The sequence below is a fragment of the Streptacidiphilus rugosus AM-16 genome, from assembly GCF_000744655.1.
GTDB lineage: Bacteria > Actinomycetota > Actinomycetes > Streptomycetales > Streptomycetaceae > Streptacidiphilus > Streptacidiphilus rugosus.
The window spans coordinates 967,492-992,724 of record NZ_JQMJ01000004.1; the positions used below are offsets into that span (position 1 = coordinate 967,492).

Annotated in this window: 16 protein-coding genes; 10 read left to right on the forward strand and 6 right to left on the reverse strand. The window is 73.5% G+C overall.

From position 1 onward, the window contains the following. Positions 1–223: 223 nt before the first annotated feature. From BS83_RS13460 to BS83_RS13480, 5 genes are all read left to right on the forward strand, one after another. Positions 224–1,078: a DUF4132 domain-containing protein gene (locus BS83_RS13460; RefSeq protein ID WP_037604122.1), complete on the forward strand. Its 855-nt coding sequence runs from the start codon at positions 224–226 to the stop codon at positions 1,076–1,078. Continuing rightward, positions 1,075–6,231 carry a hypothetical protein gene (locus tag BS83_RS13465; RefSeq protein ID WP_051943017.1) on the forward strand — a complete coding sequence of 1,719 codons (5,157 nt, stop codon included), beginning with the start codon at positions 1,075–1,077 and terminating at the stop codon, positions 6,229–6,231. Before BS83_RS13460 ends, BS83_RS13465 begins: the two co-directional genes overlap by 4 nt. Beyond that, positions 6,228–7,376: an ATP-binding protein gene (locus tag BS83_RS13470; RefSeq protein ID WP_037604123.1), complete on the forward strand. Its 1,149-nt coding sequence runs from the start codon at positions 6,228–6,230 to the stop codon at positions 7,374–7,376. Before BS83_RS13465 ends, BS83_RS13470 begins: the two co-directional genes overlap by 4 nt. Beyond that, entirely contained in the window at positions 7,373–11,362 is a 3,990-nt protein-coding gene (locus BS83_RS13475) for a DUF5682 family protein (RefSeq protein ID WP_332262330.1), read from the forward strand. Before BS83_RS13470 ends, BS83_RS13475 begins: the two co-directional genes overlap by 4 nt. 64 nt (positions 11,363–11,426) lie before the next feature. Next, on the forward strand, positions 11,427–13,310 hold the full coding sequence (locus tag BS83_RS13480) for a hypothetical protein (RefSeq protein WP_051943018.1): 1,884 nt from the start codon (positions 11,427–11,429) through the stop codon (positions 13,308–13,310). A gap of 829 nt (positions 13,311–14,139) precedes the next feature. Here BS83_RS13480 and BS83_RS13490 read toward each other — a convergent pair. Continuing rightward, positions 14,140–14,448, reverse strand: coding sequence for a hypothetical protein (locus BS83_RS13490; protein ID WP_037604124.1), 309 nt, complete (start codon positions 14,446–14,448; stop codon positions 14,140–14,142). A gap of 617 nt (positions 14,449–15,065) precedes the next feature. On the opposite strand from BS83_RS13490, the gene BS83_RS13495 reads away from it, so the two are divergent. The 4 genes from BS83_RS13495 to BS83_RS13510 all read left to right on the forward strand — a co-directional run bounded on the left by BS83_RS13495 (position 15,066) and on the right by BS83_RS13510 (position 17,014). After that, positions 15,066–15,317, forward strand: a complete 252-nt coding sequence (locus tag BS83_RS13495) for a hypothetical protein (RefSeq protein WP_037604125.1) — start codon at positions 15,066–15,068, stop codon at positions 15,315–15,317. After that, positions 15,298–15,816, forward strand: a complete 519-nt coding sequence (locus tag BS83_RS13500) for a DUF6879 family protein (protein WP_037604126.1) — start codon at positions 15,298–15,300, stop codon at positions 15,814–15,816. Before BS83_RS13495 ends, BS83_RS13500 begins: the two co-directional genes overlap by 20 nt. Before the next feature lie 6 nt (positions 15,817–15,822). Further along, on the forward strand, positions 15,823–16,686 hold the full coding sequence (locus tag BS83_RS13505) for a Scr1 family TA system antitoxin-like transcriptional regulator (RefSeq protein WP_037604127.1): 864 nt from the start codon (positions 15,823–15,825) through the stop codon (positions 16,684–16,686). A 103-nt stretch (positions 16,687–16,789) separates the two neighbouring features. Then, positions 16,790–17,014 (forward strand): hypothetical protein, encoded by a 225-nt coding sequence (locus BS83_RS13510; RefSeq protein ID WP_037604128.1) that lies wholly within the window; start codon positions 16,790–16,792, stop codon positions 17,012–17,014. A gap of 554 nt (positions 17,015–17,568) precedes the next feature. Here BS83_RS13510 and BS83_RS13515 read toward each other — a convergent pair. The 4 genes from BS83_RS13515 to BS83_RS13525 form a co-directional block, all read right to left on the reverse strand. Then, on the reverse strand, positions 17,569–19,764 hold the full coding sequence (locus BS83_RS13515; RefSeq protein WP_084713443.1) for a tetratricopeptide repeat protein: 2,196 nt from the start codon (positions 19,762–19,764) through the stop codon (positions 17,569–17,571). 55 nt (positions 19,765–19,819) lie between these two features. Then, positions 19,820–21,010 (reverse strand): hypothetical protein, encoded by a 1,191-nt coding sequence (locus BS83_RS13520; protein ID WP_198035230.1) that lies wholly within the window; start codon positions 21,008–21,010, stop codon positions 19,820–19,822. Between the two features lie 619 nt (positions 21,011–21,629). Continuing rightward, on the reverse strand, positions 21,630–21,764 hold the full coding sequence (locus tag BS83_RS48320; protein WP_269664853.1) for a hypothetical protein: 135 nt from the start codon (positions 21,762–21,764) through the stop codon (positions 21,630–21,632). 152 nt (positions 21,765–21,916) lie between these two features. After that, entirely contained in the window at positions 21,917–24,010 is a 2,094-nt protein-coding gene (locus BS83_RS13525) for an ATP-binding protein (RefSeq protein WP_037604129.1), read from the reverse strand. Positions 24,011–24,277: 267 nt separating this feature from the next. Here BS83_RS13525 and BS83_RS13530 point away from each other — a divergent pair, with 267 nt between their 5' ends. Continuing rightward, on the forward strand, positions 24,278–24,685 hold the full coding sequence (locus BS83_RS13530; RefSeq protein WP_037604130.1) for a hypothetical protein: 408 nt from the start codon (positions 24,278–24,280) through the stop codon (positions 24,683–24,685). Positions 24,686–24,784: 99 nt separating this feature from the next. Here the strand turns inward: BS83_RS13530 and BS83_RS13535 are convergent, their stop codons facing one another. After that, positions 24,785–25,192, reverse strand: coding sequence for a nuclear transport factor 2 family protein (locus tag BS83_RS13535; RefSeq protein ID WP_037604131.1), 408 nt, complete (start codon positions 25,190–25,192; stop codon positions 24,785–24,787). Positions 25,193–25,233: the final 41 nt, after the last annotated feature.

Below are 25,233 nucleotides of genomic sequence, written 5' to 3' on the forward strand. Positions count from 1 at the left end.
ACGCCAGGGACCGCTGTCGCCGGCTCGGTCGATCACTCTGCGCAGCGTACCCGGCCGCACTGACAGTCCGACAGCAGCGGGCGCGGGCACGGTCCGACGGCGAACGACCCGCCGGCGCCCGCGGCGATCCGCGCTGGTCGGGGCCCGGACCGGGGGCTGTCAGTGCCCCGCACTACGGTTCTGGCCATCTCAACGGGTTGATCACGTGGCCGGGAGGCTGTGCATGGGGTGGGTGACGGCGGGCGACTACGAGGTCGCTCTGGACGGCGGCAAGGTCGTCTGCCGCAATGCTGCGGGCAAGCAGTTGCGGAGCGTTCCGGCGAAGCTCAAGGACGCGCCCGCCGTCGTCGAGCTGAAGGCCCTGGCGGAGTGGCTGGAGCGTCATGCGCGGGAGTGCGCCAACGTGGTGGAGCGCTGGATGATCCAGTCCGAGCCGGTCTCCCTCGCGCTGCTCGCCGAGGTGTGGACCGATCCGGTCTGGCGCGGTGTGCTGCGGGACGCGGTGGTCTGTCCGCCGGAGGGCTCGGACGTGGCCGGTTTCCTCCGGGACGCGGACGTCGACAAGGGCCTCGGGGTGGTGGATCTCGACGGGGACACCGTCCAGCTCGACGACGCGTGGGTGCGGATCCCGCATCCCGTCATGTTGCAGGACCTGGACGAGCTGCGGGAGTTCGCGGGCGAGTTGGGCGTCGAGCAGCGCGTGCAGCAGTTGTACCGGGAGGTGTGGCGCCGTCCCGAGAGCGCCGACGCGGCCGCGCTCTCCGAGCACTCCTTCGCGGGTGGCGAGTACGCGGACCTGCGCGAGCTGCTGGGGCGCGCCACCCGGCTCGGCTACCGGCTGCGCGGCGGCTACGCGGTGCTGCCGCTGGTCGAGTCCGGGGCCTCGCTCCAGGCCAGGGTCTGGCTCGGCGACTACTACGAGGGCGAGTCGGAGACCGGCCCGCTGCAGTGGTGCGGTCGGGACGGCAAGCCGGTGCCGCTGGGGGCGGTCGGACCGGTGTCGTGGTCGGAGGGCATGCGGATGGCGGCGGGACTGTACGCGGGGCGCAAGATCCAGGACGAGGAGCAGGCGGCATGACCATCACCGACGGCAGCACCCGCGGTACCGCCGCGTCCGAGGCCACCGTGGACCGTCTGACGGCCCGCCGGTACGTCCATCCCGCCCTGTCCGACCAGCCCGTCGTGCGCCTGGTTCCGGCCGCGCTGGGTGAGGCGGAGGATCTGGCCCTGGAGTTCCTCGGCCTGGCGCGGGACGGTGAGCCGGTGGACGTGGGCCGGACCCGCCAGGAGGCTCTCGGCTTTCCCGCCTGGGCGCTGGTGAACGACCCGGAGAACGGCCATCACGCCCTGGCGCTGGTCAAGGAGATGGAACGGCTGGCGCGGCAGGCGCGGACCAAGCCCGGCGCCGCCAAGGAGGGCTTCGAGCAGCTGGCCGACCAACTCGGCCGCAGTGTCCCGCACTTCCTGCCCACCTACCTGGAGCAGGTCGGCCGGGTCATGCTGGAGGTGGACAACAGGTCCTATGCCGCCGCCTTCTTCGACAAGGCCCGCCAGGCCGAGCAGGTCCACAGCCTGGAGCTGGACGAGGACCGACTGCGGGCCGTGTTCGTCGAGTTCGCACTCGGCGGCGCGCTGACCGTCAAGGCGCTGCGCCGCTACGTGAAGGACCTCACCGCGCGCCTGGACGGTACGCGGGCCTGGGAGGGGTTCCGGCAGTTGTGCGTGGAGCGCTCCGCCGCCGGAATGCCGCCCTACGCCGGTCTGGCCGAGGACACCCGCTCGCTGCTGCGCCGGACCGCGCTGCCCAAGGACGTGGTCGCGGCCGAGGAGCGGAAGCTGCTGTGGGAGCTTCTCTGCTCTCCCGCGATCGGCCGCGCGCCGGCCCCGTTCTGGTCCTCCTGGCGCGAGCGGCTGATCGAACTGACCACGGACGGCGCGGCGGAGGCCGAGCGGGTCGCCTCGGGCGGTCCCGGCGCCACCGAGGTGCGGCTCCGGCTGCTGGAACTGATGCCGACCCCGAGCGGACAGTCGAACTGGCGTCCGTCGCGATTCACTCCGACCTGGCTGGAGCTGCTCGCGGCGACGGGCGCCGACTCGCTGCTGACGGGCGAGGCCTCCGCCGACGGCGCCGAGGTCGGCGCGCCCGCCGCCTGGCTGGCGCGCTGGTCGGCTCATCTGGTCCCCCGCTGGGGCACCTGCGAGCGCTCGGTCGGGACGATCGCGCTCGTCGGCCGGATGGCGGAGCGGCTGCGCAGGGACGCGGTCCCGGTGGAGTTGTTCGCCTCGCTTCCCCAGCACCGCTTCGGGGCGCTGCTGGACCACCTCGACGTCCTCCTGGCGACGGGCGTGCCGGTGACCCTGCCGACCGGACTGCGGCAGATGGACCTCATGCCCTGGCTGGAGGACCGCTCCCCCGGCGCACGCGACCTCCGGGCGCTGGCCGCCGAGGCGACCCTGCGCCCGATGCTCCGGCGCTCGGTGGGTGACAGCAGCCGCGCCAGCAACGGCCGGTCGCCGCAGCTGGTGGTGAAGGTCCCGGTCCTGGCGGAGCTGCTCGGCGAGTGGGCGGACGAGCAGGTGGAGCTGCTGGACCGCTGCCACGGTCTGGCCGCGGCCGACGAGATCCTCAACTCGCTGAACGCCTGGCGCGCCCAGCTCGCCGAGGTCCGGCCGAAGGCGGCCGAGCACATCGCGCGGACGGACGTCGGCGCGCTGCTCGGCCGCACCCTGCGGGCCGGGCTCGTCGACGAACTCGGCTGGCCCGCGTTGGAGCAGGCCTGCGCCTTCGTCGAGGGGGCCGGCCATCCCACCCCCGGTCTGCGGGGCCTGGGCGTCGCCCGCCCGCCCGCCGCGCTCTCCGGCGCGGCGAAGGTGGGCATCACCGAGGCTTGGCCCGCCCTCATCGCGGACCACGGCGACGCGGTCGCCGTGGCCGGTCCCGACGAGGTGGTGCTCACCCATCACACGCGCACGCCCCCGCAGCGGCAGGGCTACCGGCAGTTGCGCCAGTTCCGTTTCGCGGACGGCGAGTTGCTCGTGGCCTGGTACCAGCAGGACGGCGGTTGGCAGGCGTACTGGTCCGCGAGGCCGGACGACCGGTTCGAGCCCGCCGGGCTCACCCCCGAATACCCGTGGCACGTCACCACCCACGTCTCGCTGCCGAGCCCCGGGGGCGGCCGCACCACCGGAGGCCGGCCGCTGCGCGCCGCCGACACCGCGCTGCCGAAGCGCCGCCCGGTGTTCGGTGACGGCATCGGCCACTGGGTGATGGACGAGGACCGACGCAGGCAGCAGACCTGGTGGGAGTTCGATCCGGCCACGGGCGCGCGGGGCCGCGCCTCGCTGCCGCCGTGGCTGAACGCCTCGTCGCGGCTGTGCGACGCGCCGTTGGAGCCGGCCCACTGCGAGGTGCTGCCGCTGCAGCCGGGCCAGGAGGGCACGCCGCTCGGCACCGACGGCGCCCTCCTCGGCCGATGGATCCGGCACCGGGACGACCACCACGTGCTGGGCACGCCCGACGGCCGGATGCTGTCCTTCCCCGCCCACCTGGCCTCCGGTCCGGCGCTGCCGATGGGCCTGGTCAGGCTCCCCGGGGGCGCCGAGCTGATCCTGGTCCAGCGGACCGGCAACGTCCTGGAGGTGTTCCGGCCGGACGGAGAGGGCAGTCGTCAGGACCTGCTCGGCCGGTTCAGTGTCACGCACACCGGCGGCCTGTCCGCGGCGGGCACCGGGGTGGTCGTGTCGCCGCAGTTCTGGCACAACCTCCGCCCCCGTGACGAGCAGGGTTCCCTGGCCCTGCGCGGGCTGACCGACGCCCGGGCCGCCGAGCTGCTCGCGGCCGCCCTCCCCCGCGACCACCAGCCGGGTGAGGACAAGACCTGGGTGGTGGTCGGGGGCATCCGACTGCCGCGCACCCGCGCCGAGTTGGTGCCGCTCGCCGAGGTGCGGGAGCTGCTTCCGCAGCTGGCCGACCCGATGCTGCGCGCAGGCGTGGCCGGGCACGTGCTGCACGCGGTCCTGCTGCAGGCCAAGGCCGCCGCCTTCCACCCGGCGGAGAACGCGGACGACTCGGCGAAGCGGCGACTCTCCGCCCCTCCGCGCGCGGAGCAGCGGTACCGCCCCGCGCTGGGCGACGACTTCCGGATCCGCATGCTCAGCCAGGTGAGCCCCGGCCACCAGGTGAGCAGCAGCACCGAGACGTGGACGGTGCTCGGACAGATCCGCGCGGTCGCCGAACTGCTGCGCCCTGCCCCGGAGAAGGACCCCGAGACGGGCGCGGCGAAGGACGTGGCGGGGGACGCGGTCGCCGGGACGGCCGAGGGCGGGGCCCCCGGGGAGGTCCCCGTCACACTGGCGGACGGGTGGACGCGGACGAAGCGCGACATCGGCCCGAGCACCCACACCCCCTGGGTGCCGCTGCTGCACCGTCTGCCGGACCTGACGCTGCGCGCCGTCTCCCTGACGACCGACGCCGAGGCCCGCGTGACGCTGCGGCTGCTCCTGGACGAGCTGCTGAGCCTTCCGCTCACCGCCGGTGCGGGCACGCTCCGCGAGGTCGTGCTGACCGAGCCCGTCGACAGCGACACGCCACAGCGCAGCGGACGCCGCGGACAGGTGCTCCGCAAGGGCGACCGGACCGTGGTGATCGTGAACCAGGACCGGTGGAGCCACGTCAGCCACAGCTGGCTGGCCCTCGACCACGACCCCAGCGGGCAGTTCGGCCAGGTGGCCGGGTTCACCACCGAGCGCGAGCATCGCGTCGAGACGCATCGTGACCCCGAACTGTTGCGGGCGTACGTCGCGCGCGGCGCCGCGGAGGGGCCGGTGACCTGGCGGCCCGCGGCCGTGGAAACCCTGCACGAGGGAACGGGCGTCGGGATCGGACTGGCCGCCGTGCTCCTCGCCGGGGCCCCGCAGCACGAGACGCCGGAGCTTGCCGGTCTCAGCAAGGCCGAGGCCTCCATCGCCAGGTACCGGCTCCGCCAGCAGGACGAGTGCGCCGTCTCGTCCGTGCTCGCCGCGCTGCTGCCCGAGGAGACGTCACTCCTGTGGAGCGGGGGTCCGGACGCCGCCGCCGGAGCGGCCCGCTGGCGGGAGGCGCTCGGCCGCCGCACCTGGCTGCCGGAGGCCATGGCCGCGACGGTGAACGGCGCGGAGCTGGGCACGATCGACGCGCTGCTCGACGCTGAGCACACCCGGTGGCTGAACCGCACCACCGTGCACCGGATGCGGACCACCCGCCACGGCGCCCACACCGTCACCGACTTCCAACCCGACGACCCGTCCGCGCTTCCACCCGGTCACACGGTCTGGACCGGCGTGCAGAACGCCCTGCGCTGGCTCGCCTACCACGTGCCCTACGGCCACCCGTTGCGCGCCCGGCTCCCGAAGGCGCTGCACGCGGTCCGCGGCCGACTGGCCGACCCCGGCCTGCTGCTGGACCTGCACGTCTCCTGGGACGACCGGGGCCGGCCGGCGGCCCCGGCGCTGCGCGCGGCCCTCGGCGCACCCGAGACGGGCGGCGGGGACGCCGACGGGATCGTCCCGCTCGGCAAGGCGCTGCTGCTGGTTCCGGCGCACGGTCGGGAGAACGTGCTGCTGCGTCCGTCGGCGCTGACCGGCCCGCACGACCCGGTTCTCGACCTGGTGGCGGCCCACAGCGGCGGCGACCGCTTCGGCGAGCTCGGCGCGCTGCGCTGGCTGCTCGACCCGGAGGCGGACCGTCTGGTCGAGGCGGGCGCGGCCACCGGCCCGACGCCGCACCCGGCGCAGGACGCCGCCACCTGCGCCCCGGAGCTGGTCCGCGAGATCGCGGAGGCCCGCGGTCTCGGCGCGGACGCCGCCGCGCTCTACCTGATGCTGCTGGCGCTGCCCGACCCGACGGACCGACGCGTCGCCGCCTGGACCGGGTGGAAGCCGGCCAGGCTCAAGACCGCCCGCGCCGAACTCCTCGCCGCCGACGGCCTGGTGGTCGAGGCGAAGCGAGCCCGCGCCGGGCGGGCGCTGTTCCTGCCCGGTGGCTGGCAGGAGTCCCGGTCGCCGGGCATGCCGATGGAGACCTGGAAGTCCGAGCTGTATCCCCTCTCCACGCACGTCGCCCGGTGGCCGTCGCGTCCCGTCCCCGAGCTGTTCGCCGAGGCGTGGCGGCGCGTCCGTGAGGGCGACGCCCCCGGCTACGTGCGACCCGTCGCCCCCTCCGCCCGCCGTACCAGCAGGAAGGCAGCCCGTTGAGCCGCACCGACCGTCAGCTCGTCCCCCCGGAGGAGCTCCACGCCGCCGAGTTGGCGTTCCTCGCCGCCCACGACGGCGGCCCGCGCCCGCCCGGCTGGCTGCTGACGCCGCAGGCCGTGGTCACCTTCGTCCTCGGCAGCGGCGGCGAGCGGCTGACCGGCCCCAAGGGCGGCAAGGCCGCCCAGGGCATGGTCATCGGCCAGAAGTTCGTCGGTGACCGGGCCCTGGTCGAGCGCTGCGTCGTCACACTGGCCGGCGAGCGCGGCCTGCTGCTGGTCGGCGAGCCCGGCACGGCCAAGTCCATGCTGTCCGAGCTGCTGGCGGCGGCGGTCTGCGGCACCAGCGCGCTCACGGTGCAGGGCACCGCGGGCACGACGGAGGACCAGCTCAAGTACGGCTGGAACTACGCGCTGCTGCTGGCCAAGGGCCCGAACCGGGAGGCGCTGGTGCCGTCCCCGGTGCTCACCGCGATGACGGAGGGCCGGGTCGCCAGGGTCGAGGAGATCACCCGCTGCCTGCCGGAGGTGCAGGACGCGCTGGTGTCGCTGCTGTCGGAGCGCCGCGTCGCCGTCCCCGAGCTGGCCGGGACCGAGGACGCGCAGCTGCATGCCGCCCCCGGCTTCACCCTGATCGCGACGGCCAACCTGCGCGACAAGGGCGTCTCGGAGATGTCCTCGGCGCTCAAGCGCCGCTTCAACTTCGAGACGGTGGGCCCGATCGGCTCGCTGGAGGAGGAGGTCGCCCTGGTCCGCAGCCAGTCCTCCGCCGCAGTCGAGCGCGCCGGCGCACCGTACTCCGTCGACGACGCGGTGCTGGAGGCACTGGTCACGGCCTTCCGTGACCTGCGCTTGGGCCGGTCCACGGAGGGCTGGGAGGTCGAGCGTCCGTCGACGGTCCTCAGCACGGCCGAGGCGGTCTCGGTCGCCACCTCGCTCGGCGTCGCCGCGGCCTATCTCCCGCAGTCCGGCGATCTCCTGGCCCGGCTGCCCGGTCAGCTCCTCGGCGCGGTCCGCAAGGACGACCCGGCCGACGCCGACCGCCTGCTCGGCTACTGGGACGGCCCGGTGCGCCGCCGCGCCGAGCAGGGCGCCGCGACCTGGCGCACGCTGTGGGACCAGCGCGGGGATCTGGAGGGGTCGCGGTGAGCCTGGCCCCCGTGGCGCACGACACGGCGACCGAGCCGGCCGACGACCCGACGGCGGCGGTCGACGCGCTCGCGGCGGAGTCCGGCCTGATCGGCGTCCGGCACCACTCGCCCGCCCTGGCGGCCGCGGTGCCGGCACTCCTGACGGCGGCGCGACCGGATCTGGTCCTGGTGGAACTTCCGCAGGAGCTGGAGACATGGCTGCCCTGGCTGGTCCGCCCGGACACCACCGCGCCGATCGCCCTCGCCGCCGCGGCCGAACCCGGTTCCCGGGCGGCCGGGGCGGAGGAGGGCGCCTGGAGGGGCACCGCGTTCTACCCGTTCGCGGACTTCTCCCCCGAGCTCGCCGCGTTGCGCTGGGCGGCCAGGAACGGGGTCCGCTACGGGACCTGCGATCTGCCGCTGGCCGCCCGTGGGGCCGGTCGCGGGCCCACCCTCCCCGCCCCTGAGCGTGCGGCGAGCGGTCCCGGCCTCCTCGACGCGCTGCGCGACCGTCTCACCGGACGCCCCGACGAGGACCCATGGGACCGCCTCGTCGAGGCCTCGGCCCCGGGCTCCACGCCGGAACAGCTGCGCCGCGCTGCGCTGCTGGTCGGGTGGGCGCTACGGCGCGACGCGGAGCGTCGCGGCGGCGTCGACCCCCACGACCTGGCCCGCGAGGACTGGATGCGCGCGCGGATCTCCACCGCCCGCGCGCAGGGACAGCGCGTCGCCGCCGTGGTCGGCTCCTTCCACGCGCCCGCGCTGACCACCGCCTTCACCCCTGCGGGCGCGCCGCGGGAGCCGGAGCGGTCCGGCCGACCCGCGCAGCCGAAGGACGACGCAGCGTCGGCCGCCCAGGCCGAGGGTGGCCGACGCTTCGTCACCCCTGCGGGCGCGCCGCGAGAGCCGGAGCAGTCGAGCCGGCCCGAGCAGCCCAAGGACGACGCAACCCCGGGCGCCCAGGCCGACGGCGACCGACGCTTCGTCACCCCTGCGGGCGCGCCGATGCAGTCGGAGTGGTCCGGGCAACCCGCGCGGATCAACGACGACGCAGCCCCAGCCGACGGCGACCGACGCTTCGCCGCTCCTGCGGGCGCGCCGCGAGAGTCGGCGCAGTCAGGACAACCCGAGCAGCCGAAGGACGACGCAGCGCCGGCTGCCCCGGCCGAGGGTGGCCGACGCTTCGTCACCTCTCTCATCCCCTACACGTATCCCCTCCTGGACGAGCGCTCCGGGTACCCGGCCGGCATCCGCGATCCGGAGTGGCAGCACTGCGTCCTGGAGGCCGGGGGCGATCCCGTCGTCCTGGAGGCGGCACTGATCCGCACCGCCGTCGCCGTCTGCGCAGAGCTCCGAGCAGACGGGCACTCCTCGGGACCGGCCGACGCACGCGAGATCGTCCGGCTCGCCGGTGACCTGGCCCGGCTGCGCGGACTGCCCTGCCCGGGACGCGGCGAGTTCGTCGAGGCCGTGCAGAGCGTCCTTGCCCAGGGCGAGCCGCTGGGGCGGGGACGCGCCGTCGCGGCCGCCCTGGGCAGGGTCCTCGTCGGCTCCCGTACCGGGCGGATCGACCCCGACGCACCGCGCAGCGGCCTCGCCCCGGCCGTCGAGGCGGAGGCGGGCCGGCTGGGACTGCCAGGGCCCGCGCAGACGGCAGCGGCACCGGACCTGATCCGCCTGGACCCGCTGCGCTCGGCCAAGGACCGGCAGCGCGAGCTGCTGCTGCAGCGGCTCAGCACCTGCGGCGTCCCCTACGCCGAGCCGGTGGCGAGCGTGCGCGCGGGCGGGGCGGAGGCGCTCGGAACACGCTGGCGGGTCGCCTGGACCCCGTCGGTCGCGGCGATGCTGCCGGTCGCCGGCCTGTGGGGCGTCACTCCGGCGCAGGCGGCCGAGGGAGCGCTGCGCGCGGAGCACCGTCGGCAGGACGCGCGCGGCGGCCCGACCCCGACCGAGGCGCTCGCCGGACTGCAGGCCGCAGCCGCCTGCGGTCTGCCGGAGTTGACGAGGGAACGGCTGGGCGACTGCGCCGACCTCGTGCCGGCGACGGGCACCCTGGCGGACCTGCTTTCCGCCCTGGCGCTCGTCGACCGGCTGCAGCACGGCCACTTCCCCGATCCGGCCGACGGCGCCGGATGGCCGCAGGCGGCAGAACTCAGCGCACTCACCCAGCTGCTGACGGATGCCGCACTGCGCACGCTGGACGGACTCGCCGGGAGCGAGGACGCCGCGGACGCCCGCACCCTGGTCGAACTCGCCGACCGCGCCGACGCCCTGGGCGGCACCCGCTTCACCCGCGCCCTCTCCGTCCTGGCGGCCACCGGCACGCCACTGATGCGCGCCGCGGCGGACGCCGTCCGCGTGCTGCTCGGCCAGGAGCAGGCGTCCCGGCTGGGCGACCGGATCGCCTCCTGGGTGGACCAGGCCGAGACGCCCGAGGCGCGGGCCCGCCTCCAGCAGGCCCTGACCGGCCTTCTGACCGCGACGGGCGTGCTGCTCGACAGCGCTCCGGACGTGCTCGCCCCGCTCCTCGAACGCATCGCGGGCCTCCCGGACCAGGCCTTCGTCACCCGTCTGCCCGCCTTGCGCGGCGGTTTCGACACGCTCAGCCCCGCAGCGCGCGAACGGCTCCTCGCCTTGGTCGAGGACCGGGTAGGCGCCCAGGTCGCACGACTCGACGGCACACCCGCCTGGACGGCCGCCGATCTTCCGGCGCGCGACGTGCTCGCCGGCCTGGGACTGCTGCCCGACGGGCCGGAGCCGGCCGTCGGCGCGTCCAGCGCCGGGGCCGGAGTTGCTCAACCGCCTGTGCCTGCTGCGACGGGCCTCCCGGTCGGCGTCCCGCACGTCGGCGCTCCGCAGGCGACGACCTCGGGCAACAGCCTCTCCCTCTCAACGCGTTGGCGACTCCTGCTCGGACGGCCGCTCCCCCGGGACGGCTCCTCGGCGAACGGCGGCCGCCTCGCCCGCGCCCTCGACGAGCTCTACGGACGCGGCACCGGCGAGGGTTCCGGTCCGGGGATCGAGACGCCTTCCGCTGGGGCCCCGGCCGGTCGCGGCGGTCGCGAAGCACCCTTCCCCGGCGTCCGCGACTGGGCGGAGGAGCTGCGGGCGCTGTTCGGGCCGGGCGTCAGGGAGGAGGTCCTGGCGGCGGCCGTCGCCCGTGGACGCGGCGACGCGTTGCAGGAACTCGACCCGGCCGCGGCGCGCCCCTCCGTGGAGCTGCTGCGGACCGTGCTCGCGCACGCCGGTGGCCTGCCGGAGGCCAGAATCGCCCGGCTGCGCCCCTTGGTCGCCCGGCTTGTCTCGGAACTGTCCGCGCAGTTGGCGACCCGTCTGCGTCCCGCGCTCACCGGCCTCGCCGGCGTCCGGCCGACCCGCCGCCCCGGCGGCCCGCTCGATCTCCACCGCACCATCCGGGCCAATCTGGCCACGGCACGCCCCGGGCCGGAGGGCCGCATGGTCGTCGTCCCTGAACGTCCGGTCTTCCACAGCCGCAGCCGCAGGAGCTCCGACTGGCGACTGATCCTCGTGGTCGACGTCTCCGGCTCGATGGAGGCCTCCACCGTCTGGGCTGCGCTCACCGCCGCGATCATGGCCGGCGTGCCCACCGTCAGCACGCACTTCCTGGCCTTCTCCACCGAGGTCGTCGACTTCACCGAGCAGATCACCGATCCGCTCTCGCTGCTGCTGGAGGTGCGGGTCGGCGGCGGCACGCACATCGCGGCCGGCCTGCGCGCGGCCCGCGATCTGGTCACCGTGCCGTCCCGCACGCTCATCGCCGTGATCAGCGATTTCGAGGAGGGCTACCCGGTCGGCGGGCTGCTCGCCGAGACCCGCCACCTGGTCGGCATGGGGTGCCATCTCCTCGGCTGCGCCTCCCTCGACGACACCGGCGTGGCGCGCTACTCCACCGGCGTCGCCAGCCAACTCGTGGCCGCCGGAATGCCGGTGGCGGCGCTGAGCCCACTCGAACTCGCCCGTTGGGTCGGGGAGCGGATCAGATGACCCAGTCCCTCACCCGTGGCGCGCGCAGGACGCCGCCCACCCCGTCCGGAAGGAGCCGCACCGCATGACGGTCACACCTGGCCAGGCCATCACCGACCTGCCGGCCGTCGAGCCACACGTGGTCGCCGACATCGTCGGCGCGCTCCCCCCACGGTTGGCGAAGCGGCTCGACTCCGCCGTCGCCAAGGTCGCGACCCGGCCGCGCAGCTGGAGCGAGGACTCCGCCGAGCTGCGGATCGCCGTCGACGAGGACGCGGAGCTCGTGCTGCGCACCGACGGCGGCACGGTGACCTCCGCCGAGGCGGTCGTCTGCTCCTGCCTGCTCGCCCCTGCCTGCCTGCACCGCGCCGCCGCCGTCAGCGCCGCCCCGCTCGCGGCCGCCCAGAGCGATGCCGGGGCCGACGACCAGCCCCCTCCGTTCGCCCAGCCCACGAGCTCAACCAAGACAACGACCTCGACCGGCCCGGACTCGGTCCCGGAAGGCGCCGTCGGCGACGGCACGACGCCCGGCGCAAGCACCGCGGGCAAGACCGCCGAGGATCAGCTCTCCCCCCGCGAGCGCGAGGCCGCGAGCGGACTGTGGCAGGCGGGCGCCGCCGTCCTGGCCGCGGGAACCGGCGGCTCCGGGGCCGTGCTGCAGGCCGAACTGCTGCGTGCCGCCCATGCCGCGGCCCTGGCCGGACTGCACCGGGCCGCCGCCGCGGCGGTCCGCACGACCGCCCTGGTCCGCGGCGCACGGAACGCCGACCCTTCCTTCCGGCTCGCCGACCTGAGCGCCGCCCTGTGCGAGCTCCTCCTGGTGTCCCACGGGCTCGGGGCCGACACCTCCGCCCACGCCCCCGGCGGCGACTCGCTCGCGGCGCTGCGCGGCGTCGCCCGCCAGAGCTACGCCGCCGCGGGCTCGCTCCGTCTGTACGGCCTGTTCACCGAGCCCGTGCTGACGGACACCCATGCCGGTGCCGTCACCTGCCTGGTCGACCGGCACGGCGTCCTCTCCAGCGTCGGCGACGTCCTCCCCCACGACGGCTCACCCGACGCCGCCGCCGCACGCGCCGCCGCGGGCCGGGCCGTCCGGCTCGGCGACACGATGCTCAGCCACGTCCAACTGTCCGGCGGCGGCCTGAGTCTGTCCGGTGCGACCCGGTCCGGAACGGGCCGCCTGGGGGCCGGCCGCGGCGTCCGGGCGATCGGCGCGGCCGGCGTGGGCTGGACGGAGGCACCGCTCGCCGCCCTGTGGGAGAAGCCGCTGCGCGACCAGCTCACCCGCGCGCTCGCGGCGCACTCTCTGCCCAGGACCGAGCGCGCGGTCGGCGCCGACCTGCTCTTCGTCGACCTCACGCTGCTCGGTCCGGCCGACGGGCGGCTCCTGGCCCGGGTGGACGGCACCGCCACCCCCGTGGCGCTCCTGCCCGCCCACCCCGAGCCCGGTCTCGCCTACGCCCGCAATCTCGCGGTGCTGGCCGACCATCCCGGCCTGCGCCTGCGCGCGGTCGGCCGCCTCGCGGCGACCGACCGCCCGGCCCTGCACCTGCTCGCCGCCGAACTCGACGGCCACCGGGTCAACCTCGGCGTCGCACCGCTGCCGCCCCTCCCGGATCCGACGCCTCCGCCCGAGACCGGCCCGTCCGTGGCGCCCGCCTCCGGCGACGCCCCGACCCACCTACTCCTCCGCCGCACCGAACGCGCCCTGGCCTCCGGCCGACGGGCCCTGCACCACGACTCCTCGGCCCCGGCGGACGTCGCTCGCCTGCACCGGGCGGCGCTCCCCACCGCCGCCACCCTTCTCGACGGGCTCCACCGCGCCGCCCGTGACGTCCCCCGCGACGCCTTCGGCCGCAGCCACCCCGACAACCCCGCCCAGTTCGCCCGCACCTGGCTGGCCGCCGTGTCGTATCTCTCCGCCTTCACCACCGCCCGGTGCGTCGATCTCTGGCTCGGAGGCGAGTAGCCGACTCCAACGCTCACGTCCACGCAATCACGAGGCCCGCCTGGCCGGCGTCGAGCAGGTCATGGTGTCTGGTGAGCGCGTGCCCGTGTCCGACCAAGCACGTCGCGACGCGAAGCGCCAGCGGCGCGCCGAGTACTGGGCCGCGCGGTGACCAACGACCTCGACGCTCGCATCCGCGAGCTGATCAGCGACATCAACTTCGAGACCGGCGGCCCCGCGGGCAGCGAGCTGGAAGAGCTCGCCTGCCTGCGCGCCGCCGGCATCGGACAGGAGCCCTCTATGGACCCACCGACCGCCACCCCAGCACCGTCGCCGTCGCGCGCCACTTCACCTACGACCACCTGCCCGAGCGCCTCCGCGCGGTCAACAAGCGCTGCCACGACCTCGCACAGGACATGGTCCAGATACTCCCCGACTGCCCCGAGCTCACCGTCGGGCTGCGGAAGCTCCTGGAGGCGAAGGACGCGTTCGTGCGCACCGCCGTCGAGCACGTCGGCTGATGCGGGTCAGCGTCAGCCACGGCCAACACCACGTCGAGATCCGCATGCACGGCAGCAGCCTGCGTCGCCTGCGCGCAGCCGAGAAGGCTGCAATCCGGCTCCTCGGCGACCCCGCTGACACGCCACCCGACCCCAGCCCTCCGGCCTCAGCCTCGGCGCTGACACCGAGCTCGTACCCAACCCGGACTGACCCACCATCCGAGTCCTGCTCGACGGACACGACGGCTACTGGGCCGCCAGCCGCTTCCAAGGCGGCCAGCCCAAGCAGTGGTCCTGGCCCACCCAGGGCTGAACAGGGCCGAGAGTCCGTCCGGTATGCAGCCCTCGGCTCACGACCAATTGCCCTGCGGCGTAGGCGGAATGTCATCCACGCCCGGTTTGTATGCCCTCGGTATGGCCACTAGGCCAGCCACCTGCACCGATAGGCACTTGTCGCGCCTCAAGGCGCTCTTCGCCTTCCATTTCAGAACGAGGCTCATGCCGGTGACCACCGCTGCCGTGTGAGGCTCGGGAATGAAGGCAGCCGCGATGGAGCCGACGGTTGTCGCGTCTTCGGCGATGGCTTCGGTCTCCCGCTCCGTGAAGAAGATCACCATGTAGCCGCCGCGCGGTGTGGTCCCGTAGTGCGTTTTCGCCACAGGGGCTCCTAGGCCAAAGAGTTGGCGTTTGGACACCATCCGTCACGATGGCGTGAGTCGAAGCGCGTTGGATGCTCTTTCGGTCTGCCCTGGGCGGCATCCGACTATGCCGGGTGCGTTCGTCCGCAGGCAGAAACTGGTTGAGAGCGATGGTGTAGGGGATACCCAGCTCGCGGGAGCGCTCGCGAGCCCGCTTCTGCGCAGTGGTCTTGGGCTTCTTGGTCATGTTGATCCTCTCTGCGGCGTGTGGACGCCTACGGCAAGAGAGGGACGCGGATTCACGGAGTCCGAAGACACTTTCGCTCGGTGAGCGAGTGGCGTACGTGGTTTGCCCAGTTGAAGTGAAGTCACGGGCTCCCGAAGGTGCCTGTTTCGCCTGGCGACCGACGAATGGTGTTCGTGACGAACCGTAAAGTAGCGGCAACTCTGGGTCCAGATTTGTCAAGCCCGCCCAGACGCAACTCGCTCAGGTGGAAGTCTCGCCTCGCATTCCGCCTTCTCTGGGGAGCATGCTCGATCGTCCCAGCTACAGCGTGGCGCATACGGAGTACTTGACGGCACATCGGTAGGCCGGGAGGGTTGAGTGCAACGTCGTGCAACGCCGAGAGGAGATGCAGATGTCGCTCCAGCTGATCGCTGTCGACGAAGAAAGCGGAAAGTCCGGCTCGCCGACCGTCTACGTGGACCAGGAGCACGAGGAGTTCGTACTCCAGGGCTGGCTACCCAGCCCTGCCCTGGTCGCCGACCTCGAAGCCAACCCGGCCCTCGACCACGCGCCCGGCATCCCCGACGGCGAGGGCGTCGTGCGCATCCCCTTCCGCATGGCGGCCGCACTGAGGAAGGCCTGTGATGCAGCCGAACTGGGCTGACCTGATCGGCACCGCCAACGAGCACGCGAGACACCTGGAGCTGCGCGACCGCTACCTGGTACCCGACGAAGAGGTCGAGTTCCAGGCCTGGCGCGGCGACGGGACACTCGACGTCGACCCCGACGGTGACGGCTGGAGCAGATGGACGGGCATCGTTCGATCCGCCCTGAACCGCGGCTGCTCCGTGCAACGTCTGCGGATCGTCTCCGAACCGGTGACCGAGTACACCCGCTGGCTCCACGCCATCACCGCCGCCAACATCGCCGCCGGCGAACAGGTGCGCTGGCTTCCTCGCGCGATGGCCAGGGACCTGCTGATCCCGGCCGAGGACCTCTGGCTCTTCGACGACCACACGGTGGCGTTCAACGAGCTCGACGGGGACGGCAACTCCCACGGCTGGGACCTTCGCACCGATCCGCCGCTCGCCGTCCGCATGTGCGTGGCCTGGAGCGAGCTCTGGGACCGCGCCATCCCTCACGAGAAGTACGAGATCCACTGACCTGACATGGCACGATCCCCCCACTCCGGGGCCCAGGAAGTCCGCGAGCGCGTCGCCTCTCGCCTCCTCGGCCTGCGCACCCGCGCAGGCCTGTCGGGCGTCGAGCTGGCGGCACGCTGCGGCTGGTCCCCATCGAAGGTGTCACGCATCGAGCGCGCCCTGACCGCTCCGTCCCTCGCGGACATCCAGGCCTGGTGCGGCGCCACCCAGGCCGAGAGCGCAGTCGCGGAGGAGCTCGCCGACGCCACGGCGGAGGCGAACATCCTCTATCGGGAGTGGCGAGAGCGGCAGCGCCACGGCCTGAGGGTCTTCCAGGACGAGGCCATGACTGTCGCGGAGCGCACCCGCGTCCAGCGGGTCTACTGCGCCAACCTTCTGCCCGGCTTCTTCCAGACCGCGGACTACACCGCGGCCGTGCTGCGCACCTGGGTCCGCGTCGAAGGCATCCCCGACGATGTGGACCAGGCGGTCGCGCGGCGTGCTGAGCGTGCTCGCCTGCTGCGGTCGCCCGAGCACCGCTTCGTCGTGGTCGTCGAGCAGGCCGTCCTGTCCTTCGTGATCGGTGGCCCGGCCGCGATGCGAGACCAGCTCACGCACCTGATCGCAGTCTCGCGGCTGCCGGCCATTCGGCTGGGGATCATCCCGGCCGGGGTCGACCGCTCACCCCACTCCATGCTCCCGTTGGAGTCCTTCTACCTCTTCGACTCCCGCGCGGTCATGGTCGAGCTGGTCACCGCGCAGCTCGACATCACGGCCCGGCACGAAGTGGCGCTCTACGAGCGCTGCTTCGCGGAGCTGGAGAGCCTCGCTGTGTACGGGCGGGACGCCCGTGACCTGATCGCCGGAGCACGGGCAGGCATCTCGGCCTAGTCGGCGCAGGCGTGCAAAACGGTGCAAGAAAGTTGAGATGTCCTCAGCAGTAGCCGCACCGTGGTCGGGACGGAATCCACGCCCGGAAGCGAGGACCAAGCCGATGAGCCACGCGCACGCCCCTGCACCGCCGCCGGAGACCACACTGTCCCGCCCTGCCGCCTCCGGCCTCGCGAGCTCGCCTCAGCCCGACCCGGTGCTCGACCGCGCGATTTGGAAGAGGCTGCGTGCTGCGGCCCGGCTGGGCAATCTCCAGCCCGAGGGAGCCCTGATCGTCCAGGAGCTGCACGAGCAGTACCCCGAGTGGCGCGAGCAGTGGTCTCGGTGAGCCAGGGCGAAGCCCGCCCTGGCACCCCCGCGGACGACGCAGGGGCGCCGTCCTGGCCGCCAGCCTCATACTCAGCGGCGGCCGACTGGTGCCCGAACTGCGACTTCCCACTCAACCGCGCTGAGCAGCATGGGCGTTGCCTCGGCTACATCGTCGGCGCTCCCGGGCTCCCGTTGTGCTCCTGCCCGTGCACGGAGCCGCGCCGCGCTGCTGCAGCGACGCGCAAGCCCGATGCCCAAGGCGTCGTTGTAAACAGTTCGCAGGCCACAGAAGGATCAACCAGTACGGCCCGTACGGCCCCCTCTGGATGTCACGCCTAAAGCCATGCAGGAGGAATTTTCGGTGCAACGGGATGGATCCTCTTAGCCATTCTGCTAATTGGAGGGTTCTTCGCCTACCTCATCTGGTTCGCAGCAGCGTCACCACCAACTGAGCGAGCCGGTTCCCGAGGGCGGGAACCGGACCCGGGTGCTCTGGCGAACCCCAGAGCACGGTCTGCCGGACGCGGAGACGGGCCACGGCCCCGACGGATCGCGTCGGGGCCGCGCGGCGTGTCAGCCGGGGAGCAGGTCGGGCATCAGGTCGTAGACCTGTTCGGCGCTGGCCGGGTCGCTGTCCAGGCAGGCCTGCAGGTCGGCGCGGGCCGCGTCGGGGCGGTCCAGAAGCATCAGGCAGCGTGCGCGCTGGAGCCGCGCGTCCGCGTCGTCCTCCGAGTCGAGGAGGGCGTCCAGCAGCTTGACCGCGTCGTCGTACCGCTGCGCGTCGTGGTAGACCAGCGCGAGGTTGAAACGGACCCCCGGGTCCTCGGACAGCGCGGCCGCCCGCTCCAGATCCGCCGTGGCGCGGCCGAGATCGCCCTCCTGGTAGGCGAGCTCCCCGCGCAGCGCCCACGCCTGGCCGCATGCGGGGTCCGCTGCCAGCGCGGCGGCGTACGCCTGCTCCGCAGCGGCGGGGTCGGTCTCCGCCAGCACGCTGCCCTTCAGGCAGAGCAGCTGCGGATCGTCGGGCGACAGGGCCAGCCCCGCCTCGGCGTCGTGGAGCGCGGCGTGGGCGTCCCCGAACTGGGCCAGCAGCGCGCCGCGGTTGAGGTGGGCCGAGGGGAAGGCCGGGTCCAGCCGCAGCACGTAGCCGAGGTCGGCCACGGCGCCGTCGAGGTCGCCCAGTTCGGTGCGGACGTCGCTGCGGTTGAAGTACGCCTCAGGAAACGGCGGCGACAGGCGGACGGCCTGGTCGTAGTCGGTCAGCGCGTGCTCCAGCTCACCCAGTTGGCGGTGGAGCATGCCGCGGTCGAACCAGTACTCGGCGTAGTTGGGGTCCCGCTCGATCACCGCGGTGTAATCGGCGACGGCGTCCTCGAAACGCTTCAGGCCCGCGTACACCTGCGCGCGGTTGTACCGCAGCACCGAGCGGTGCAGCGCGTGCTCGTCGGCCTCCAGGGTCTCGTCCAGGCGGGCCATGCAGGTGTCCAGGAGGGTCAGGGCCTCCTGCAGCCGACCCTGGTGAACCTCCACCAGCGCCAGCCCGTTGCGGTTGAACACCGTGAGCGCCTCGCGCTCCTTCGGGTCCGGGGCCCACCTGGCGAACGCGATGGCCTGGTTGGCCCAGGCGCGGGCCACGTCGTGGTCGCGCCGGTCCTCCTCGAAGTGCCGCGTGTACAGCATCGCGGTCGCGTACGCCGCCTGCATGTGCACCTCGGGCGCGCTGCTGAGGGTGCGTGCCTCGTCGTAGAGCGGAAGCGCGCGTTCGGGCAGTCCCAGCGCGGCGAAGGAGGTGGTCATCTTGGTGGTGAACGCCCACCAGTGATCCGGGTGGCTCAGGTGGTCGACCAGCAGCCGTCCGCGCTCACCGAGGTCCACGACGGCGTGGTAGTAGCCGAGGTCCATGCAGTAGTCGAGGGCGTGCCGCAGCGCGTCGGCCCCGGTGTCGGCCGGGGCCGAGCCGTGCTGGGCGTGCCACGGGACGGCGCCGAGCAGGAGCGACGCCTGACCGGTCGCCTCAAGTTCGGCCCGGCGCCGGTCGTGCAGCGCCGCGCGCTCGGCCGGCGGGAGCTCCTGGTAGGCGACCAGAACCGCGGGGTCGTCGTCGGTGCCGTCGCCTGCGACGTAGCAAGCAGCCCGCTCCATGCCCGTCACGGCGTCAGCGTCGGCCTCCGGTTCCGGTTCCGCTTCGATGAGCGCGCAGTGGGCTTCGAGCGCCGTGGGAAGCGTCTCCGGTCCGGGGCCGACGGGGATCTCCAGCGGTTCGCCGTCCGTGGTGACGACCACACGGAGCCGCTCCGGGGGGACGCGGCGCAGCAACACGGCCAGGAACTCCGCGTCCGTCGGATCCGCCCGGTGGGCGTCACCGACCACGAGGGCCCGAGGGCCCGCGTCGAGAGCGCCCAGGTACTCCTCGACGAACTCGACCAGACCGTGGGCGATGCGCAGGGTCCGCAGCGGAGAGTAGAAGCGGGTGCGTTCCTTCGGCACGGCCAGCGAGGTCAGCGTCTCGCGTGTCGCGGGCACCACGTCGCGCAGTTCCGGGGTGGTCGAAAGGATCTCGATGTCATGACGGGCCACCACCTCGGGACAGCGTTCGAGCGCGTCAGGGACCAGCGCCCGCAGGATCGCCCCTGCCGCCGTGTAGGGGCCGCGCAGTCGCCGGTGGGCGCTGACCTCGGCGAGCACAGGCGGGAGGTCGAGTCCCCGACGCGCCCTGACGCGTTCCGTCCCCAGCTGAGCCCTGATCCACAGATGACGATGCTCCGGCATGGCAGGACTGCCTTTCGTGCGACGAGGTGAACGGAACGGTGAGAACGAGCGGGGGTCAGGCCGGTCGCGCCAGGCCGCCGGTGGCGCCCTGCGCCGCGCGGCGTTCCCGGAAAGCCAGCCAGAGCACCGCGAGGCCCTCGCCCACGGCCAGGGCCGTCAGGGTGAAGGAGTCCAGTTGCGCGGCCGTCGAGACGTGTCCGGAGAAGCGGTGCCAGATGTCGTGCGCGAAGCGGGCGAAGGTCGGCACCAGTACGCCGAGGAACATGGCGAGCGTGAAGGTGTAGCCGACGAGCATCAGCCAGGAGTACCAGCGCGCGGCCCGCAGGTCGGCAGCGCCGTGGCGGGACAGGTCGACGGGCGGGCGCCGACCGGTGATCCGGCGGAACCGGTTGCGGAGCAGGTCCGCCGAGGCGGCGTGCAGGTCCTGGCAGCCCAGCACCGTGACGAGCAGCACGTAGACGTCGGTGCGGAGGTAGAAGAATCCCTGCCAGGCGATACGCAGCACCGTCGCGTAGGACAGCGCCAGGCAGAGCGGAGCGACCACGCCGCCGGTTCGCCAGGTCAGGTCGGCGACCAGCGTGAGCACGTCCACCGCCAGCAGGTCGGCGAGAACGCCGGCGAGAATGGGCAGGTACCGGCGGCGGCGCGGCACGGTGACCAGTCCGTCGAGGGAGGTCTCCAGCACCAGATAGGTGAGGCGGCGTGCGACCGACAGCCGGGAGCGCAGGCCCAGCCGGCGACCGGCCAGGGCGTGGAAGGCCTCGTGCAGGGCCATCAGCGGTGCCTGACCGGCGAACAGCATCAGGACGATCAGGGAGTAGTACGGGGTGAAGAAGAGGTGGTCGGTGCGCGGCAGCAGCCGCGGCGACCTGATCGTCTCGACGAGCGCGGCGACCGTGAGCGCGGCGTAGGCGGCCATCGCCGGCCGGCTGAACAGCGCGGTCCCGAGCCGCTGCCAGCGCACTGGGGCGACCTCGCCGGGTTCAGGCGCGTCGGCCTCCCGCACGAAGCCGAGCTCCCGCAGTCCGTCGAGCAGGTCGGCGATGTCGACGTCCTCGCCGTACTCCTGCCGGTAGCGCTGCGCCGCCTCGCGGGGGGTGAGCCCGTCCCCGAGCATCCGCACCAGGGCGGCGCCGTCCGGCGGGAGCACCGCGTAGGTCTCCGTGGCGGCACAGCCGACGGTGACCTCGTCTCCCTCCTCCAGATACACCAGCTGATGGAGCGCCACCGGCTCGTCCAGCGTCACAGGGATCCTTCCAGAGCGTGCCGACGGGATGGACGGCCGAGACGGCCGGGTGCCGGCCACGGTGGAGACCGCTGCGGCCGGCACCCTCACCCGTCGGGGTGTGATCAGTTGGGCTGGACGCACGTCCACGGGAAGTACAGCGGGCGCGCCGCGGTGGTGAGGCGAACCGGACCAGCCTTGCGGAGACCGATCTTCTTCATGGCTTTCTCCTTTCGGTGGACAGGAGTGCAATTCCAGAAATAGGCACGGAGAAAGACAAAGAAAATCCCCCGCGCATATTCCTGTGGACATGCCAATCATGGTGAAGGCGGCGTGAACTGTCAATAGCACAAGGGTTGTCGACACTCAGCCGATCTATTCCGACCCCACCCCAGGCAGTGAAACCGGCGATATTGCCGGTCGAATTCGATTTTGCCGATCGTTATTGCCGCCGCATTACCGGCCCTGCCGTGTTTAACCGCAGCCGACCGCCGGAAAGCTTGCCGCGACGGCGGTTCCCTGGCCGAGGCCGCGCTCCCGACCAGGCCACGAGCCGTCCGCGAGCGCCGCGTCGGCAACGAAGGGCCCCGACGCCGTGCCCGGCGTCGGGGCCTTGTCACGCCCTCTGGGGCGCAGGTGACTACTCGTCCGTCAGGACGTCGTCCAGGTCGGCGAGGAACTCGTCACCGAAGCCGAATCCTCCGTCGGACTCCTCGACCGTGTTGTAGTCGTCGTCGAAGTCCTGGTCCTGCGGGGTGATGCCGTTCTGCGGCATGACGCACTCCTTCGTCTCAGATCGTGGGTGCGCGCTCAGCTCAGCAAAGACCCCGGGCGGCTGCCCGTCCTCGCATCCGATCGGGTGAACCACGCTGCGTGCCCGCGCGCGGTCCGGCAGCCGCCGCGGACGACAGGGCCCGCCTCTGCCGGTCAGCTGCGCGCGGGCTGTGCGGTCTCCTGTTGCCAGAGGAGTTCGGTCAGACGCTCGACGCCCTTGGCCAGGTGGCGGCGGTAGGTGCTCATCGGGAGCGCGAGGATCTCGGCGGCGCGCTGCTGGCTCGGCGCGGGCTGCAGGTAGGTGTGGTGCAGGGCCCGGTAGGCGTTGCGGTCCAGCGGTGACGCGCGCAGCCGTCCGGCGGCGTCCAGGAGCACCGTGCGGAGCGCGTCCGCGTCCTGAGCGGGGTCGTCCGCGGCCCCGCCGACGTGGTCGGCCAGCAACCGCGAGTGCAGCAGGGGTGTGTCGCTCAGGCCGCCCGCGCGGCCGAGGCCGCGCAGCGCCAGCCGGACGGCGGCCGCGAAGTCCTCGTGCGAGAGCAGCCTGGTGGCCGGCGGGGCCTCCGGCGCGGTGACCGAGCCCGGGTCGTCCGCCTCCTGACGGGCGGTGAGCAGGCTGAGCCAGGTCAGCGGCGGGGTGCGCCGCCAGTCGTGCACGAAGACGCCGAACCGGTGGGCGTCGGTGGTGAAGTCGGCCTGCGGCAGGCGGACGAAGTCGGCGTAGCCGCAACCGGGTTGCCAGCTCTCCGGATCGGAGAAGGCCAGCAGGGTCAGGGCCGGCCTGTTGCGGACCAGGGAGCGGTGGGTCAGCGTCAGCGTGATCAGCAGTTGCACGGGCGAGGGCGCCTGATAGCGGTCGCGGCTCATCCAGTGCCGCACCAGCAGGGCGTGCTCGCCGGGCCGCAGGTCGCCGCCGTCGGGGTCGCACAGCCAGGCGCGCGCGGCGGTCACGGCCGGATCGCTCGGCGCGGCGGCGTCGGGAGGCAGCCCGGTACCGTCGAAGGCTGCGTCGAGCGTGAGCGCGGCGCAGAACCCCTCGATCCGGCCACCGGGTTCGGCCACGACCAGCACCTCGGTGCCGGGGCGGGCGCACCACGCCCGCAGCAGCTCGGCGGACTCGGGGCCCTCCTGGCGTCGCGTCATGGCGCGCAGCTGCGACTGGTCCGCCGCCGTGGCCGGGCGGACGGCGAGGCGCTCCAGCCAAGGGGCGGCGAGTGCCCCGCCGGACGCGACGCCGTCGGGGAGCGGGGCGAGCAGGGTCGCGACGGCCGGGTTGTCGCGGTGCAGGAAGGCGAAGTCGCTCAGCACCGCCTGCTGTCGGGCGAGGTCGCCGCGGTCGAAGAACTGCTGGTAGTAGCCGGCCGCGCGACGGCCGAGCTCGCGGTGGCGGTCCGGGTCGCGCCAGCGCAGTTCGGCGTCGAGGGCCCGGCGGACCAGGTCGTGCGGGGCCAGCCCCAGACGCCCGGCGTGCATCGCCGACAGCTCGCGCAGCCAGTCGAACACCTCGCGGGCGTCGGGCACCTGGAGCAGGTGGGCCAGCAGCGGCTCGGTGGTGACCAGGACCTGGGAGCTCGCCTCCAGCGCGAGACGGTGCCCCGGGGTGGGCACGTGCTCCAGCAGCCGGGCCAGCAGCTCGTGGACCACCCGCGGGGAGCCGGTCAGCTGGGTGGGACCCGATCCGGACTGGTGCCACAGATCGGCGGCCAGCGCGAGGGCCAGGGGGTGGCCGCCTGCGGCTTCGAGGATCCGGTCGTGCTCGGCGGCCGGCACCTGCCGGAGCCGCAGCAATTCGTGGCTGTCCTCCCGGTCCAGCGGGCCGAGCGGCATGGAGTGGAGCAGCCCCTGCCAGGCGGGATCGACCCGCCAGGCCAGCGGCGGCAGCTCCCGGTCGGCCAGCACGAGGAGCGTGTCGTCCGGCAGCGTCGGCAGCAGTCGCTCGCACAGGGCCGCCGCGTCGGTGACGCCCGGACGGCCGACGTCCAGGAGCAGCAACTGGCCCTTCCCGGTGGGCAGCGGTTCGGGGCCGGGGCGGTCCGGCGCGAGCCAGACCACGGTCCGCCCGGCCGCGGCGCCCAGGGCCGCGAACCGGTGCAGCAGCACGCTCTTGCCGATCCCGCCCGGCCCGTGCAGGTGGACCACCGCTCCGGTCGACCGCTGCAGCAGCTCCTGGAAGGCCCCGCACTGCGCCTGCCGTCCGGCGAACCGCTGGTCGCGCCGTCGGGCGAGCTGGTCCCCCAACCGTCCCGTCACCCTGCCCCCACTCCCCCGGCGGCCGCACCCGACGGCACGTGCACGCCAGCAGTCTCCGGAGCGTCGCAGGCCGCAGTCAACCAGCGCACGGAGGCACACGGGTCGCGGACGCGAAGTGGGCACAACGGACACGGAACGGCTGCGGATCGGACCGGAGCTGATCTGTCGAGTGGTCAGGCGGCGCGCCTACCTTCAAGGCATCGCAACGGACCGACCAGGCAGAACGCCCGGTTCGCAGCCGTTCTCCACGCATCGGAGGGATCCGCCATGGCACTCGCCAAGAACCGCCGCGCCACCCGTCTCGCCACCGTGCTCACCACCGCCGCCCTCAGCGCCACCGGCCTGCTCGTCGCCGCCGGCAGCGCCTCCGCGAACCAGTTCTACGGCGGCACGCTCCACCCGGGCGAGCAGCACTGCGTCCAGCAGTACGCCGGCTACCAGGTCCGCGGCGACGGCCAGGCCACCGGCCAGGGCGCCAAGTTCAAGATCCAGTTCAACGGCGCGACCGTCCCCGGCACCGGCTCCCCCGGGCTGGTCTCCGCCTGGGCCGCGGAACTGCGCACCAGCCTCCACACCTTCCCCGGCGCCGGCTACTACACCGCCTGCGTCACCAACAACGGCACCACCGACACCAACGTCCGCCTGCAGCTGCGCACCGACGCCGAGTTCAGCTGACCGGTTCACGCCCCGGTGACCGGTTCTCGCCACCGGCCCGGGCCGGGAACGGCCGCAGCGGTAGCGCCCGGGTCGCTACCGCTGCGGGGTCCTTGAGGGTCAGTCGTCGAGGAACAGCGCGGCGACCTGAGCGGTGTCCTCGGTGCCCCGGTAGCGGACGATCAGCCCGTCTCGCAGCGTGAAGTGGTGGTGCAGGTCCATGGTCACCATGCGGCCGCCGGTCCGGTGCCGGGCGCGGCAGCGCACCACGGTCAGCACGTCGTCGCCGCTGGCCGCGTACACCAGCGGGGTGAACTCCTCGACGTCCATCGCGGTCGCGAACTCCCCGAAGAAGGCGGCGACCTCGGCCTTGCCGATGCGCGTCCCGTACCAGGGCGCGGCGGTCGTGGTGGTCTCCACGCCCCAGTCCACGCCCTCGCTGAGCGCCGCGAGGATGCCGTCCGCGTCGCCCTTGAGGAACGACTCGTAGCACGCGGTGATGATCTCGATGTTGGTGTCCGTGGTCATGGGCGGCCGTCCTCCGTGTCGGGCGAGCGGCTCCCGCGGCG